Origin of the sequence: Pararhizobium sp. O133, assembly GCF_051669845.1 — a bacterium.
GTDB lineage: Bacteria > Pseudomonadota > Alphaproteobacteria > Rhizobiales > Rhizobiaceae > Pararhizobium.
The window spans coordinates 3,518,840-3,533,190 of record NZ_CP196426.1 but is presented as its reverse complement, the minus strand read 5'-3'; the positions used below and the strand labels follow the sequence as shown (position 1 = coordinate 3,533,190).

15 protein-coding genes are annotated in these 14,351 nt (G+C 61.3%); 9 read left to right on the top strand and 6 right to left on the bottom strand.

From position 1 onward, the window contains the following. Positions 1-43 precede the first annotated feature (43 nt). From ACST81_RS16975 to ACST81_RS16965, 3 genes are all read left to right on the top strand, one after another. Positions 44-2,893: a DUF2339 domain-containing protein gene (locus ACST81_RS16975; protein ID WP_438749338.1), complete on the top strand. Its 2,850-nt coding sequence runs from the start codon at positions 44-46 to the stop codon at positions 2,891-2,893. A 34-nt stretch (positions 2,894-2,927) separates the two neighbouring features. Then, positions 2,928-3,584, top strand: coding sequence for an HD domain-containing protein (locus ACST81_RS16970; RefSeq protein ID WP_438749337.1), 657 nt, complete (start codon positions 2,928-2,930; stop codon positions 3,582-3,584). An 81-nt stretch (positions 3,585-3,665) separates the two neighbouring features. Continuing rightward, a complete protein-coding gene (locus ACST81_RS16965; RefSeq protein ID WP_438749335.1) occupies positions 3,666-4,511 on the top strand; it encodes an MOSC domain-containing protein in 846 nt (281 codons plus the stop codon). Here ACST81_RS16965 and ACST81_RS16960 read toward each other — a convergent pair whose 3' ends face one another. Both ACST81_RS16960 and ACST81_RS16955 read right to left on the bottom strand, forming a co-directional pair. Beyond that, positions 4,512-5,330 (bottom strand): hypothetical protein, encoded by an 819-nt coding sequence (locus ACST81_RS16960; protein ID WP_438749334.1) that lies wholly within the window; start codon positions 5,328-5,330, stop codon positions 4,512-4,514. It lies immediately after the preceding gene. After that, entirely contained in the window at positions 5,330-5,668 is a 339-nt protein-coding gene (locus tag ACST81_RS16955) for a hypothetical protein (protein ID WP_438749333.1), read from the bottom strand. The genes ACST81_RS16960 and ACST81_RS16955 overlap by 1 nt, the downstream gene beginning before the upstream one ends. A 165-nt stretch (positions 5,669-5,833) precedes the next feature. Here ACST81_RS16955 and ACST81_RS16950 point away from each other — a divergent pair, with 165 nt between their 5' ends. The 3 genes from ACST81_RS16950 (at position 5,834) to ACST81_RS16940 (ending at position 10,057) form a co-directional block, all read left to right on the top strand. After that, a complete protein-coding gene (locus ACST81_RS16950) occupies positions 5,834-7,075 on the top strand; it encodes an MFS transporter (protein WP_438749332.1) in 1,242 nt (413 codons plus the stop codon). Positions 7,076-7,246: 171 nt separating this feature from the next. Next, a complete protein-coding gene (gene nadA / locus ACST81_RS16945; RefSeq protein ID WP_438749330.1) occupies positions 7,247-8,326 on the top strand; it encodes a quinolinate synthase NadA in 1,080 nt (359 codons plus the stop codon). A 132-nt stretch (positions 8,327-8,458) separates the two neighbouring features. Next, the gene (locus ACST81_RS16940) at positions 8,459-10,057 is read left to right on the top strand and encodes an L-aspartate oxidase (RefSeq protein WP_438749329.1); all 1,599 of its coding nucleotides are present in this window, start codon (positions 8,459-8,461) and stop codon (positions 10,055-10,057) included. Here the strand turns inward: ACST81_RS16940 and ACST81_RS16935 are convergent. Beyond that, entirely contained in the window at positions 10,035-10,562 is a 528-nt protein-coding gene (locus tag ACST81_RS16935; RefSeq protein WP_438749327.1) for a hypothetical protein, read from the bottom strand. The genes ACST81_RS16940 and ACST81_RS16935 overlap by 23 nt on opposite strands. A gap of 101 nt (positions 10,563-10,663) precedes the next feature. On the opposite strand from ACST81_RS16935, the gene nadC reads away from it, so the two are divergent. After that, positions 10,664-11,566, top strand: a complete 903-nt coding sequence (nadC, locus tag ACST81_RS16930; protein ID WP_438753625.1) for a carboxylating nicotinate-nucleotide diphosphorylase — start codon at positions 10,664-10,666, stop codon at positions 11,564-11,566. A 9-nt stretch (positions 11,567-11,575) separates the two neighbouring features. Here nadC and ACST81_RS16925 read toward each other — a convergent pair whose 3' ends face one another. Beyond that, on the bottom strand, positions 11,576-11,788 hold the full coding sequence (locus ACST81_RS16925; RefSeq protein ID WP_438749326.1) for a DUF6434 domain-containing protein: 213 nt from the start codon (positions 11,786-11,788) through the stop codon (positions 11,576-11,578). 11 nt (positions 11,789-11,799) lie between these two features. After that, positions 11,800-12,030, bottom strand: a complete 231-nt coding sequence (locus ACST81_RS16920) for a hypothetical protein (RefSeq protein WP_438749325.1) — start codon at positions 12,028-12,030, stop codon at positions 11,800-11,802. Positions 12,031-12,195: 165 nt separating this feature from the next. On the opposite strand from ACST81_RS16920, the gene ACST81_RS16915 reads away from it, so the two are divergent. Further along, positions 12,196-12,858, top strand: coding sequence for a sulfite exporter TauE/SafE family protein (locus ACST81_RS16915; RefSeq protein WP_438753623.1), 663 nt, complete (start codon positions 12,196-12,198; stop codon positions 12,856-12,858). A 90-nt stretch (positions 12,859-12,948) separates the two neighbouring features. Beyond that, positions 12,949-13,461: a superoxide dismutase family protein gene (locus ACST81_RS16910; protein WP_438749324.1), complete on the top strand. Its 513-nt coding sequence runs from the start codon at positions 12,949-12,951 to the stop codon at positions 13,459-13,461. Position 13,462: 1 nt separating this feature from the next. On the opposite strand, the gene ACST81_RS16905 is transcribed toward ACST81_RS16910, so the two are convergent. Next, positions 13,463-14,305, bottom strand: a complete 843-nt coding sequence (locus tag ACST81_RS16905) for a mechanosensitive ion channel family protein (protein WP_438749323.1) — start codon at positions 14,303-14,305, stop codon at positions 13,463-13,465. Positions 14,306-14,351 lie beyond the last annotated feature (46 nt).

The window sequence follows — 14,351 nt, the reverse complement described above, 5'->3', positions numbered from 1 at the left end:
CTGTATGGTCGGCGGGGGCATTGTCCGGCGTTGGGGAGAAGAAATGATCGAAGTCATTGCTTTGGCTGCGTTTGCAATCGCGCTGTCGGCATTCGTCAAGGGGCGCAACACCGCCGCGCGGCTGGAGTTCGAAATCGCCGCGCTGAAGGAAGCGCTGGCGCGTGTCGAGGCTCAACGCCCGATTGTTTCGACTGATGTCCAGACACCGGAGCAGGACAAGGCCGTGGAGGCGATAGAGGCGGCGACGGCGGTGAACATGTCTGCGGAACCGGAGCTGATTTCTGAAATCAGCAAGGGCGACGCGATCTTCGGCGGCCCTCCACCCGGTCAGGATGCCGTCGAAAAGGCCTCGCGCGGCGAGCCGGTGGCGGCAAATGTCGCCGCGGGAATGCCGACCGGCGTCGTGCAGCCGCAGCGGGAGAGCCTCGAAAGCCGCCTCGGCGCGCGCTGGGCCGTCTGGGTCGGCGGCATCGCGCTGGCGCTCGGCGGCGTCTTCATGGTGAAATATTCGATCGATGCAGGCCTGCTGAGCCCTGCCGTGCGCCTGTCCATGGCAGCGGTTTTCGGCCTGGCGCTGATCGGCATTGGCGAGTTCGTCCGCCGCCGCGCCACGCCACTGGTCGCTGACGAATTCCAGAACGCGATGATCCCCGGAATCTTGACGGCAGCGGGCGTGGTGACGCTGTTCGGTGTGTGTTTCGCGGCCCACGGCATCTATGGCTTCATCGGACCGGTGACCGCTTTCGGGCTGTTGGCGCTGATCTCGCTGGCGACGGTCGGGCTCTCGCTCCTGCATGGCCAGGCGTTTGCCGGCCTCGGCCTGCTGGCCTCGCTTGTGACTCCGGCGCTGGTCTCGTCGGAAAGCCCCAGCCCCTGGAGCCTGTTCGGTTTCCTCGGCATTGCCTGGACCGCAACACTTCTTGCATCCCGCATCCGCCGCTGGTCGGTCGTGCCGTCAATGGCCAATATCGGCCTCAGCCTCTGGGCGCTCGCTTACATCGCCTCGGTGCGACCGGTCGAAAGCCTGCCGGTGACGCTGGTGATGCTGCTGATGGTGGCGGGCGTCAGCCTTCTCTGGCCCGGTCATCTCGTGTCCCCCGGGGCTGAACCTCAGCCGGAGGCTGCGGCAACCGATCAGCAGCCTGCGGCACCCTCGGCATGGGAAAAGGTTATGGTGCCACCTTTCGCAGCCATCACCATCACCGCCGCCATCTCGCTTCTGCTCACCGCCCTCGCGCTGATCAGCCCGTTCACTTCGGCTGGTGGTTATCCGGTAACCGAATTCTGCGTGCTGGCTGCAGCGCTGGCGGCGCTTGGGGCCTTGCGAAACTACGCTGTCTATCCGGCCCTGCTGGCAAGCGTCGTGGCCGTCGCCGGGCTCTGGAGTATGATGGCGCTCAGCGGCGTCCTGACCTTCATCGATCCGGCCATTCCCGGCCATATTGCGGTCTTGGCAGTTCCGGAGCAAACGGCGATGCTGGCCGGCATGGCCCTCTCTTCGGCGTTTATTCTGCTCGGAGCGATAGCGCAGGCCCTTCACTTGAGAGACCATCCGCCTTTTGCGACCATCTGGGCGGCGATCATGGCCGTCGTGCCGGCCGCGCTGACCGGCATGTCCTTCCTGACGGTCGGCGATTTCACATTCGATCTGCCGCACGGGCTGTTTTCGCTCGCTGCCGGCGTCGTTTTTCTCGGCCTTGCCGAATGGCTGTCGCGCCGGACTGTGGAGCCGGCGCATATCCACCGGCCGCAGGCATTCCTCCTGGCCGGTTCTCTCGCCCTCTTTGTCATCGCGTTGCATGCTTTGACGGAGGGCGTGGCGACCACGATCCTGATCGCGTTTCTCGGGGCTGCCTATGTCGCGTCGACGCGGCTGCGTTCCTGGACGGCGCTTCCCTGGATGATGGTCGGATCCGCCATCGTTGTTTTGGCGCGCATCGCCTGGGAGCCGACCATAGTCGGGCCGCAAAACCTGTCGACGATGCCGGTCTTCAACGGGCTGCTGACCGGCTACGGCATTCCGGCGCTGCTTCTGGCGCTCGCGGCATTCGAACTGCGTAACTGGCCGGGCTTGAGGGTGCGCAACCTGTTGCAGGCGCTGGCCAGCCTGTTCTCGCTCCTGACCGTCGCCATCCTCGTGCGGCATGCGATGAACGGCGGTGTGCTTGACAGCGCTGTGCCGACGCTCGGCGAACAGTCGATCTATACGCTGGTCGCGATCGGCGGATCCTGCATTATGATGACGTTGGACCGGAAGTCGCCGAGCCCTGTGTTCCGCTATGGTAGCATGGCCATCGGCGTCCTCTCGATGCTCTCCATCCTCGGCGCGCATCTCTTGGGGCTCAATCCCTATTTCAGCGGCGAACTGCTCGGTTCGGTGCCGTTCTTCGATCTCTTGCTGATCGGCTATCTGCTGCCGGGCCTCGGTTATGCCGGCCTGTCCTGGTATGCGCGCGGCAAGCGGCCGGTTCTGTATGTCACAGCGCTTGCCGTCACCGGCGCCGTCCTTGCCTTTGCCTGGGCAACGCTATCGGTGCGGCGGTTCTGGCAGGGCGAAAGCATCGCGGACTGGAAGGGTTTTCTGCAGGGCGAGACCTACACCTATTCGGTCGTCTGGTTGCTGCTGGGTGTGCTTCTTCTCGCATTGGGGTCGCGCCTCAACGCCAAGAGCCTTCGCATCACCTCGGCGGTTCTCGTCTTCGTCGCGGTGCTGAAGGTCTTCCTGATCGACATGGCCAATCTCGAAGGCTTCCTGCGGGCGCTGTCCTTCATCGGCTTGGGCGGAGTGCTGATCGGCATCGGGCTGTTCTACCAGAAGATCCTGTCCGGCAAGGCACGCGCACCCGTCGAGCCAGCGGTGGACATCGCAGCGGAACCCGGCCAAACAGGCTGACGACTTCGATTCCACCCTTTCAACGGGATTCCGTATGAGCCATATCGCCACGCTTGCTGCCGCCTTCGCCCCCTATGAGGCCTTGGCCGAACAATTGCTGCCGCATGCTTTTTCCGGCAATGACGGCTCGCACGACGCCGCCCATCTGATCCGGGTATGGAAGAATGCCGTCCGCATCCATGGCTCCGAAGGTGGCGATCTGCGGTTGCTGGCGGCGGCCGTGTTGCTGCACGACTGCGTCGCGGTCGAGAAGAACTCGCCGCATCGGGCAGGGGCCTCGCGGCTGGCGGCGGAGCGCGCCTTCGAATTGCTCGATACGCTCGGCTGGCGCACGATGGAGATCACCGCCGTCGCCCATGCCATCGTCACCCACAGTTTTTCCGCCAATATCCAGCCGGAAAGCCTGGAGGCGAAAATCCTGCAGGACGCCGACCGGCTGGACGCGATCGGCATGATCGGCGCGGCCCGTTGCTTCTACATTGCAGGCCGCATGGGAAGCGGTCTCTACGACCCGCTCGATCCGCTGGCGGAAAACCGCCCGCTTGACGACAAGGCCTTTGCCATCGACCATTTCGAGGTCAAGCTGTTCAAGCTGACCGACGGTTTCCAAACGGCGGCAGGCCGGGCGCTCGCCCGCCAGCGGCAGGAAAGGCTGCGTGCCGTGCTGGGCATGATGCTTGAAGAAATATAGGAAAGCCAAAGGCTTGCCGGGATCCGCGGAATCAATCCACGATGATCTTGAATCACAATCTGAACGCCTGGGAGTGACGGCATGAAGGTGACCGGTCTCAACATCCATCCGCTGAAGAGCGGCCGCGCCATCCCGCAGCAGACTGTCTCGATCAAGCGCGATGGCCTCGCCGGCGATCGCCGCTTCATGATCGTCGAACCGGATGGAAAGTTCATCACCCAGCGCGAATTGCAACTGCTGGCGCAGGTCGAGGCCATGCATGTGGCCGGTGGCGTTCAGCTGAAGATGGGAGCGAAAACCACGACCGCGACCTTCGATCCGGGCAAGCGGCTGGATGTCCGGGTGTGGGACAGCGAGGTCAATGCGGCGGTCGCGGAAGATGGCGTCAACACGATTCTGTCTGGCTGGTTCGATCGCCCGGTCAAGCTGGTGCATATGGATGACAGGGCCAAGCGCGCCGAAGGTGCGGAATGGGCGGGCGAGGCGGCTCCCGTCGGTTTCGCCGACGGCTTCCCGGTGCTGATAACCACCACCGCATCGCTTGCCGATCTCAACGCCACGCTGGTCGCCAAGGGACAGGAGCCGGTCGGAATGGATCGCTTCCGCACCAATATCCTGATCGACAATGACAATGCCTGGGATGAGGATTTCTGGGAAAGCGTCGAGATCGGCGGTATCGTCTTTGATCTTGTCAAGCCCTGCGCCCGCTGCATCATGACGACGCAGGACCAGATCACCGGCGAGCGTGTCGGCGGCAACCCGATCCAGGGGCTGGCCGAAAAGCGCATGTCCGCCGATCGCCGCGTGCCGGGCGTGCTGTTCGGCTGGAATGCGGTGCCGCGCAGCGAAGGCAGCATCAGCCTCGGCGACGAGATACGAGTCGTCAGCGCCCGCGAAGAGCGGTGGCCGATGAAGATCCGCATTTGATCATTGTTTGTCGTCGTTCCATTCGATGGCTGCGTTCAATAACAGCGGGATGACATCGCCAGTGTCAATTGCTCGATGCAGGACAACGTCAGACGCCTTCGCGCCAGTGATTTCGGTGGGCACGCCCGCCTTATTGACGGCAAGAAGGCCGACAATTTGCGCCGGCGCCGAAAGGATGTAACTTTCAGCGGCATCAAGCGCATGAATGAGGCCGTTGCGGATATAATTCGCGTCCCAGACTTGCGGAAGACCTCTCACCACCATGTAGTCGTCGGTCGTGACCGATAGCCCCCTTCGTCGAATTTCCTCGCAGATTTTGATCGGCGAAAAATGCGGAGGCTTCCCGGAGGCCGCGATGATCAATGGCCCCAGCGGACACATAAATTCTGAAATCGAGACAAGATCGGCAAAATCTCTCGCCTTGGTTCTCGATGAGGCAGCCAGAACTTTGTTGACAGCCAAATCTGCCTGATGGAGGCGGTTGCCCCAGACCGGATCGGGCACTAGCGGAAAAAACCGTCGGCGTGTTTCGCTCATCCACTGGATCTGGGTTGATGAGCCATTTTTTGAAACTGTTGCTTCCACGCAGCCGTAGATGTTGACGTCGATGCTGACGAAAAAACCATTCGACCGGAGAGTTTCGATGTCCGCCTGCGCGGCAGTGCCGATTTCTTCGTCAGTATCGTGAAAAACATCGATATCATCCGAGAAACGCGCCCATTCGCGATTCAGGGCCACCCCACCTGCAATGTAGCTTGTGGTAGAGCGATTTGCGGAAAGACACTGCAGGACGGCCGTTTGTAAATCGGTGAGCGCCATCAAACCTCTCCGATTTCGTCGAGGATCTTCCGGCCGAGAACGAAGCCGCGCGCATCGGTTCGATCCATAAGCGCATTGGCGATGATCCGGGCCTTTCCTTTGCTTCCCGCTATGCGATCGAGATCGAGATTGTCTGTCAGTCGCGATCCATAAAGCGCCAAAGCTTTGCTGCACAGCTCGTCAAGACGATGCTTGCGTTCCCGGTGATGCTTCCGCAACTCCACCGCTTTCTCGACAATCCGCGCCCGGTCACGGATAGGAACCAGGACCTCTACGCGAACCAAATCCGCAGCGCCGCCGAACGATCGATATTTTTCCATACGATCCCGGGTGCTCATTGCCCTCTCCAAAGAGGGAACGATAAGCGTATCCCGGTTACGGGTCAAGGTTGGAGCGAACGCCGTCGTGTGATCAATTCCGGTTATGCAGCCGTCAAATTAATTGGCTTTCACCTGCTTTTGCCGCCACGTAAGAATGGGCTTCGAATAGTCCGGAGCATAAGCATGTCCGCCGTTTCCCAATCCACCCCGCGTGCGTCCGCCGCAAGTCCCGGTCTGCCCTGGCTGATCATCGTCGCCGGATCGCTCATTGCTGTACTGACCTTCGGCCCGCGCTCGGCCATGGGTTTCTTCCAACTGCCGATGCTCGCCGATACCGGCTGGGACCGCACCACGTTCGGTCTCGCCATGGCCTTCCAGAACCTCGCCTGGGGCGTCAGCCAGCCGTTCTTCGGCGCGATTGCCGATAAATATGGTTCCTGGCGGGTGCTCGCTTTTTCCGGTCTCGTCTATGCCGGCGGCCTGATCATCATGGCCTTTGCCAATGCGCCGATCTGGCTGCATGTCGGCGGTGGCGTCATGGTCGGCCTTGGTGTCGGCGCCGGTTCCTTCGGCATCCTGCTGTCGGCCTTTGCCCGCAACGTCACGCCGCAGCAGCGCTCGATGGCGTTCGGCATCTGCACCGCGGCCGGTTCCGCCGGCATGTTCCTGTTCGCGCCACTCAGCCAGGGGCTGATCTCCGCCTATGGCTGGTCGGACAGCCTGATCTACATGAGCGCGTTGATGTTGCTCGTGCCGCTATTCGCCATCCCGCTGCGCGGCAATGCTTCATCCGGCACGCAAAAGGAAGCGCTCTACAAGCAGTCGATCGGCGAGGCGCTGAAGGAGGCGCTCGGTCACAAAAGCTATCTGCTGCTGGTCACCGGCTTTTTCGTCTGCGGTTACCAGGTGGCCTTCATCACCGCGCATTTCCCGGCCTATATCGGTGATATCGGCATCGATGCGCGCTACGCCGTGATCGCGCTGGCGCTGATCGGCTTCTTCAACATCATCGGCTCGCTCGCGGCGGGCTTCATCGGCCAGCGTTATTCCAAGCCTCAATTTCTGGCATGGATCTATATCGGCCGCTCGGTCGTCGTCTCGGCCTTCCTGCTTCTGCCACAATCGCCGACATCGGTGGTGATTTTTGCTGCGGTGATGGGTCTGCTCTGGCTGTCGACCGTGCCGCCGACCAATGGCCTCGTCGCCATCATGTTCGGCACGCGCCATCTCGGCCTGCTCGGCGGCATCGTCTTCCTGTCGCACCAGATCGGCTCTTTCCTGGGCGTTTGGATGGGTGGTTACCTCTACGACCATTTCGGCTCCTATGATCCGGTCTGGTGGCTCGGCGTCGCGCTCGGAGTTTTCGCGGCCTTCGTCCACTGGCCGATCGAGGAAAAGGCAGTAGCGAGACCGGCCGTCGCCTGACATCAGCGAAATTTTGCTCTCCCGGAGAAAAAGCCGGGAGAGCGTTCTTGAAAACCGTCACAAAACTTTCTAAATCTCATCCACCGGCACTGCCGGTTTTGTTTTGATTCTATTATGCTCAAACTGAGCAAAATGGGTCGACCGCCGAGGGACGGCGAAAGGAGCATGCAGATGACGATCGCACAAAGCGGTGTGAACATGGGCAATTCCGGCACGGTAAAGACCGCTGCCGAACGCTTCGGTATCCTGGAACGGCCGGACCTCACCTTCACGCCCGAGATCGCCCGCGAGACCGAGCATCTCTACGAGCGCGTCAAGCAGTTCATTCCCGCCTTCGAATGGCCGGTCTACGCGCCCTATGTCGCCGCCATCAACCGGCTGAAGAAGGAACGCGGCGCCGTCATCCTGGCGCACAATTACCAGACGCCGGATGTCTTCCACTGCGTTGCCGATATCGTCGGTGATTCGCTGCAACTTGCTCGCGACGCGACCAAGGTCGATGCCGAGATCATCATCCAGTGCGGCGTGCATTTCATGGCCGAGACCTCCAAATTGCTGAACCCGGAAAAGACGGTGCTGATCCCGGATGGCAAGGCGGGCTGCTCGCTGTCGGAATCGATTACCGGCGCCGATGTTCGCCTCTTGAAGCAGCGCTATCCGGGCGTGCCGGTTGTCACCTATGTCAACACCTCGGCCGACGTGAAGGCGGAGACGGATATCTGCTGCACCTCGTCCAACGTGCTCGCCGTCGTCGAAAGCCTGGAGAGCGACACGGTCCTTTGCATTCCCGATGAATATCTGGCGATGAACGTCGCCAAGCAGACGAACAAGAAGATCCTGACCTGGAAGGGCCATTGCGAGGTGCACGAACGCTTCACGGCTGCCGAACTCCTGGCCTACAAGGAAGCCGATCCGTCGATCGAGATCATCGGCCATCCGGAATGCCACCCGGACGTGATCGCCGTCTGCGACTTCGCAGGCTCGACCGCCGGCATGATCAACTATGTCAAGGACAAGCGCCCGCCGCGCGTTCTGCTCGTCACCGAATGCTCGATGGCGTCCAATATCCAGGCGGAAGTCAAGGATGTCGATTTCATCAAGCCGTGCAATCTCTGTCCGCACATGAAGCGCATCACGCTGCCGAAGATCCTCGACAGCCTGCTGTTCATGACGGAGGAAGTCCTGGTCGACCCGGCAATCGCCGGCCGGGCAAGACTGGCCGTCGAGCGGATGGTAAATTTGAAGCAGTGAGGGGCTTAACCCCTCCCCCTTGTGGGGAGGGGTTGGGGAGGGGACTTTCCGGTATACGAGAAGAACCCCTCCCGGCCCTGCGGGCCACCCTCCCCACAAGGGGAGGGATAACCGCATCGGAGGAGGAAGAGCATGCTGACCGATCATTTCCGCCCACAGAGCTTCAACGGCATCGATGACATCGTCATCGTCGGCGGTGGCCTAGCCGGGCTGTTTTGCGCGCTGAAACTCAGCCCGCGCCCCGTGACCGTGCTGGCCGCGGCCCCGATCGGCCATGGAGCCTCGTCGGCCTGGGCGCAGGGTGGTATTGCGGCGGCGATGGGGCTTGGCGATACGATCGACAAGCATGTCGCCGATACGCTGGTCGCGGGTGCCGGCATTGTCGATGAGAAAATAGCGCGGATGATGGTCGCCGAAGGTCCGGCGCGTATCCATGATCTCCTGGATTATGGCGTCCCGTTCGACCGCGATCTCGAGGGCAAGCTGCTCCTGTCTCGCGAAGCCGCCCATTCCGAGCGCCGCATCGTCCGCGTCAAGGGCGACATGGCCGGCAAGGCGATTATGGAGGCGTTGATCGCGGCGGTGCGCAACACGCCGTCCATCCGCGTTCTCGAAGGCTATGTCGTCGAGGAACTGGTGCGCGAAGGCCGATTCATTTCCGGCGTCATCGCAAGGCCGGATGCCGGACAGTCGAAGAAGCGTGTCGCCTTTCCGGCTCGTGCCGTGGTGCTCTGCTCCGGCGGCGTCGGACATCTCTTTTCCGTCACCACCAATCCGACCGAAGCCTGCGGGCAGGGCGTTGGCATGGCCGCGCGCGCCGGTGCGATCATCGCCGATCCGGAATTCATCCAGTTCCATCCGACAGCCATCAATATCGGTCGTGATCCGGCGCCGCTGGCAACCGAGGCCCTGCGCGGCGATGGCGCGCAACTGATCAACTCCGCCGGCCATCGCTTCATGCTCGATATCCACCCGGATGCCGAACTCGCACCGCGCGATGTCGTTTCGCGCGGCGTCTTTGCCGAGGTGAAGGCCGGGCGCGGCGCGTTTCTCGATTGCACCAAGACGGTCGGCGCGCATTTCCCCGAAACCTTTCCGACGGTCTATGCCTCCTGCCTGTCGGCGGGTATCGACCCGGTCACACAGCCAATCCCCGTCGTGCCGGCGGTCCACTATCACATGGGCGGCGTGCTGACGGATGCCGAGGGCCGCACCTCGATCGACGGGCTCTGGGCGGCCGGTGAGGTCACTTCCACCGGCGTCCACGGCGCCAACCGGCTGGCCTCGAACTCGCTGCTCGAAGCTGTGGTCTTTGCCGCGCGCATCGCCGAAAACATCAAGGGCATGCTGCCGGAGCCGAAGATCACCGACTGGGGCAACAATGCCGGCGAGAACGACGATCCGGTGACGCTGGAGGATAGCCCGCCGCTGACGGCGCTGCGCCACATCATGAGCGATCATGTTGGCGTCATCCGTTCGCGCGACACGCTGACCCGCGCCATCCGGGCGATCGCCAATCTCGAACGGCAGAACACGAGGCTACGCTTCGGAAATATCCTGACGACCGCCAAGCTGATCGCGACCGGCGCCTATCTGCGCAGCGAAAGCCGCGGCGGACATTATCGCTCCGATTGCCCCCAACCGATGCCGGAATGGAAGCACCGGACCTTTCTAACGCTGGCTGAGGCCGACAAGGTCGTAGCCGAGGTCAGTGAGATGGAAGTGGTGTAGTTGCCGGAGATTCGGGGGCGAAGATCTTTTGCGCGGTGTGCGGATCGCGATTGCGATGCAAAAATTTGCCGTAGATAAGAACGACTTGATAGCTGCGAGGAACGAGTGTCGTGTACCGAAATTGTTGTACGACGCCCGGATCAACGAACATGTATTTCCACACATCAGGAATTAGGTTCTCGTCCTTGAATATTTCGTCGGCAAATTTCAATCTGTTCCCGTGCCCCTCCCAGTACTGCCAAGGCTTATCGGCTATTCCGCGCACAGTTAGAGATAGTGAGCGAATTTTGACACGGGTATTTCCCTTGTTTTCAAAGGCAAGGACACAATCGATGATATGATTCTGTTCGTTTGTCGCGATTACATGAGCATCGACCATGAATGTGATACGCGCTTCCAGCGGCCGCTCTCTTATCCATGTGTACCAAGACAACACTCCCGCCGAAATAGCACCTAAAATCGCAAGCAAAGAGTCAAATTCCCCCAATGTGAAATTCTCGGGCATTGCAATATCCCTCGATGGTTGATGAGTGTATCTCATACACGTGTAACCATTAATTGTATATATTAGATTACATTCACGGAAACAGGAGTACGAATATGTCGATGCCTTCCCTGCGCCCCGAACTGCCCGCCCTGATGGTCGAGGAGCAGGTTCGCCAGGCTCTTCAGGAAGATCTCGGCCGGGCAGGCGACATCACCACCTATGCGACGATCGCGCCGGGCATGAGGGCCACGGCCGAAATGAACGCCCGTGAGAATGGCGTCGTGGCCGGCATGAAGCTGGCACGCACCGCGTTCCGCCTCATAGATCCAGCTATCAAGTTCGAGGCTTTCGTCGCGGATGGCGATAGCGTGGCGCCGGGAACGGCACTTGCCCGCATTTCCGGCCCGGCGCGAGGCCTGCTGTCGGCGGAACGCGTGGCGCTCAACTTCCTCATGCATCTCTGCGGCGTCGCCAGCTATACCGCCAAATTCGCTGCGGAAATCGCCCATACGCACGCAAAAGTCTGTTGCACGCGCAAGACACTTCCGGGCCTCAGGGCGCTGGAAAAATACGCGGTTCGCATGGGCGGCGGTTCCAATCACCGTTTCGGGCTCGACGACGCCGTGCTGATCAAGGACAACCACATCGCCGTCTCCGGCGGCGTCGCAAGCGCCGTTCATGCCGCGCGCGCCTATTGCGGTCATCTGGTCAAGATCGAGGTCGAGGTGGACGGGCTGGAGCAGATGCGCCAGGCGCTGACCGCGAGCCCCGATGTAATCCTGCTCGACAATATGGGGCCGGACCTTTTGCGCGAGGCGGTCACGATCAATGCCGCACATTGGCAGCTATCCAACGAAACCTATGCCGCTGACCCGCGCCGCACCCGGCTTGAAGCCTCCGGTAATGTCAATTTCCAGTCCATCCGCGCGATCGCCGAAACCGGCGTCGACTATATTTCCACCTCGAAGATCACCATGGCCGCCCCGACGCTGGACATCGGGCTGGATGTGGTCATCGGCTGAATAGGCGGTCTATTTTGCGTGCCGCCGTTTCCATTCATCGGCGACATCGCCCATCGTCTTGCCGGTCCCGTCTTTGATCCAGGCCATGAAAGACCGGTCGAACTTGAAATCGTCGCCGCATTCCGCCGTGAGAAACCGGCGGACATTCTGGGTGTTGCGATAGGTCCTGGTCACCGCCGTGTCTCGATTGATCGGATCGGCGTGCCAGTCGAATGCGGTCATGCCTTCACTCCTTATCGCTGCAAGACGAACGGGCAGATCGAACGCTCGCCGATTGTCAGCGTGCGACCGCAATCGTATCGGCACGTCTTGAATTGTCCGCTGACGTCCTCGCCGTTGAGATTGCAGATTTCGACGATTGGCGGGTTCGATCCCCTGTTGTCGTCGAAATAGTTGGGGATCGCCGGCTTATCCTCCGGGGATAGCAGCAACGTGCCGGCAAGGAGGAGGGCGATTGTGTGCACGGAGCCTCCGCGTCGATGATGTGAATTGCTTCACGGGAACCTTTACCAACATGGTGCTGTTGGCGCAAATAGGCGGCGTTTCGACGGGGGTGGTTCGTGTCGGCAGATTTTTGGGTTTTCGTGGTCATCGGCTTTTTCGCGCAACTGGTCGATGGCGCTTTGGGCATGGCGTTCGGCCTCTTGTCCACCACCAGCCTTCTGGCTGTCGGAGTGCCACCGGCCACGGCAAGCGCAATGACTCATATCACCGAAGTGTTCACGACGGCAGCCTCCGGCGCGTCCCATGCCTATCACCGCAATATCGACTGGCGCCTCGTCGCCCATCTGGCACCGGCCGGCATGATCGGTGGCGCACTTGGCGCCTATGGTCTCGCGAATGTTGATGGAAAAGTGATCGAGCCTTTCGTCTCCGCCTATTTGGTGCTGGTCGGCGTCTATATCCTGTTGAAGGCTTTCCGGCCGCTCTGGCTGCGCGAGGTCAAGGACTGGGCTGTGCCCTACATCGGTCTTGCCGGTGGGGCGCTCGACGCCGCCGGCGGTGGTGGCTGGGGGCCGATCGTTACCACATCGCTGCTCGGGCGTGGTCACGAACCGAAGAAGGTCATCGGCTCGACCAGCCTGACCGAATTTGCCGTTACCCTGACAATCTCGGCGACTTTCGTTCTGACCCTCGGCTGGTCCGAACTCGGTGCTGCTGTCGGTCTCATTCTCGGCGGCGTGCTGGCCGCGCCGATCGGCGCCTATGTCGTCAAGCATCTGCCCGTGCGGCCGCTGATGATTGCGGTTTCGCTCGTCATTATCGCAACCTCCGCCATCCGGGTCTTCTAGGTTAAGCTTCTGCCGCAGGACGAGGCTTGGAACCACAGGCACCCACAGGCGTTGCCTCTGGATGATCCATCATCCCTGGAGGACATTCTCATGAAACGCCTGCTCACGACGCTTGCTCTGGTGCTTGCAACGGCGACAGCCGTCGGCGCGCAATCCTCGTCTCAGACCGCCATCGCCAACTTCATCGGCAAGGACGGCAAGGAAACCGGCCGTGCCGCGCTGACGCAGGGCAAGAACGGCGTCCTCATCGAAATGGAAGTCATCAATCTGCCGCCGGGCAAATGGGTCGCTTTCCATGTCCACGAAACCGGCAAATGTGACGCCGCACACAATCATGAATCGGCCGGCAAGCATTTCAATCCTGGCAAGGCGGAACACGGCTTCCTCGCCACCAACGGGCCGCATGCGGGCGATATGCCAAACCAGTATGTCGGCGCCGATGGCGTGTTGCGCGCCCAGGTCTTTAACAGCATGGTCGTGCTCGACGACGAGGAAAACGGCATTCGCGGCCGGGCGCTGATGATCCACGGAAAATCCGACGACAATCGCAGCCAGCCGGCCGGCGACGCGGGCGAGCGGCTCGCCTGCGCCGTGATCGAATAGATCAGGCGCCGCTGACTGCCATGTCGTTCTCAGCCGCTTCGACCGGCGGCTCGGGCATATAGAAAACGCGCTTGGCGCCCCGCAGCATATCGCGGGTCGTCGCCCACCAACTGCCGGTCCGAACCCAATAGCGCAGTGTCAGTTTCGTACCGTCCTTGCTGAGATCGGCGATGAACGTAGAAGGAGCAGGGCTTTTTTCTACCATCGGATTGCCCGTCGCGAGATCAAGCAGCCTTTGCTGCGCCGCATCGAGATCGTCGCCGTTGCCGACGACCACGGTCAGGTCATGGCGACGCATCGGCTCGCGGCTGTAATTGGTGACCGGAACGTTCCAGAGCGTTGAGTTCGGCGCCAGCCGGTAGAGCCCGTCGGCCGTGCGCAGTTCCGTCGCGAACAGCCCAATTTCCGTCACCGTGCCGCTGACGGCAGAGGTCTCTATCAATTCACCGACCCGGAAGGGCCGCAGAACCAGAAGCATGATGCCGGCGGCGATATTCTGAAGCGTGCCCTGGAGCGCCAGACCGATCGCGAGGCCGGCGGCACCCAAGGTCGCGATAATCGAGGCGGTCTGCACGCCGAATTGCCCGAGCACGGTGACGAAGACGAGGAGCAGCAGCGTATAGCGGATAATATTGGAGAAGAACCGTGCGAGCGTCTCATCGATGCCACGAGCGCGCGACAGCCCGGAATAAGCCCAATTGTGCGCGAGCCGGGCAATGAACCAGCCCAAGCAGAGCAGGATCAGAGCTCCGACGATCGAGAACGAATACTGCACCGCCAAGGCGCTTGCTTGGCTGAGTGCCGTTCGGGTTGCAAGAATGACGTCCGATGCCTGCTGTTCCATGATCCTGTCCTTCGTCTTGATCCGAGGGACATGGAGCAGGGGCCGT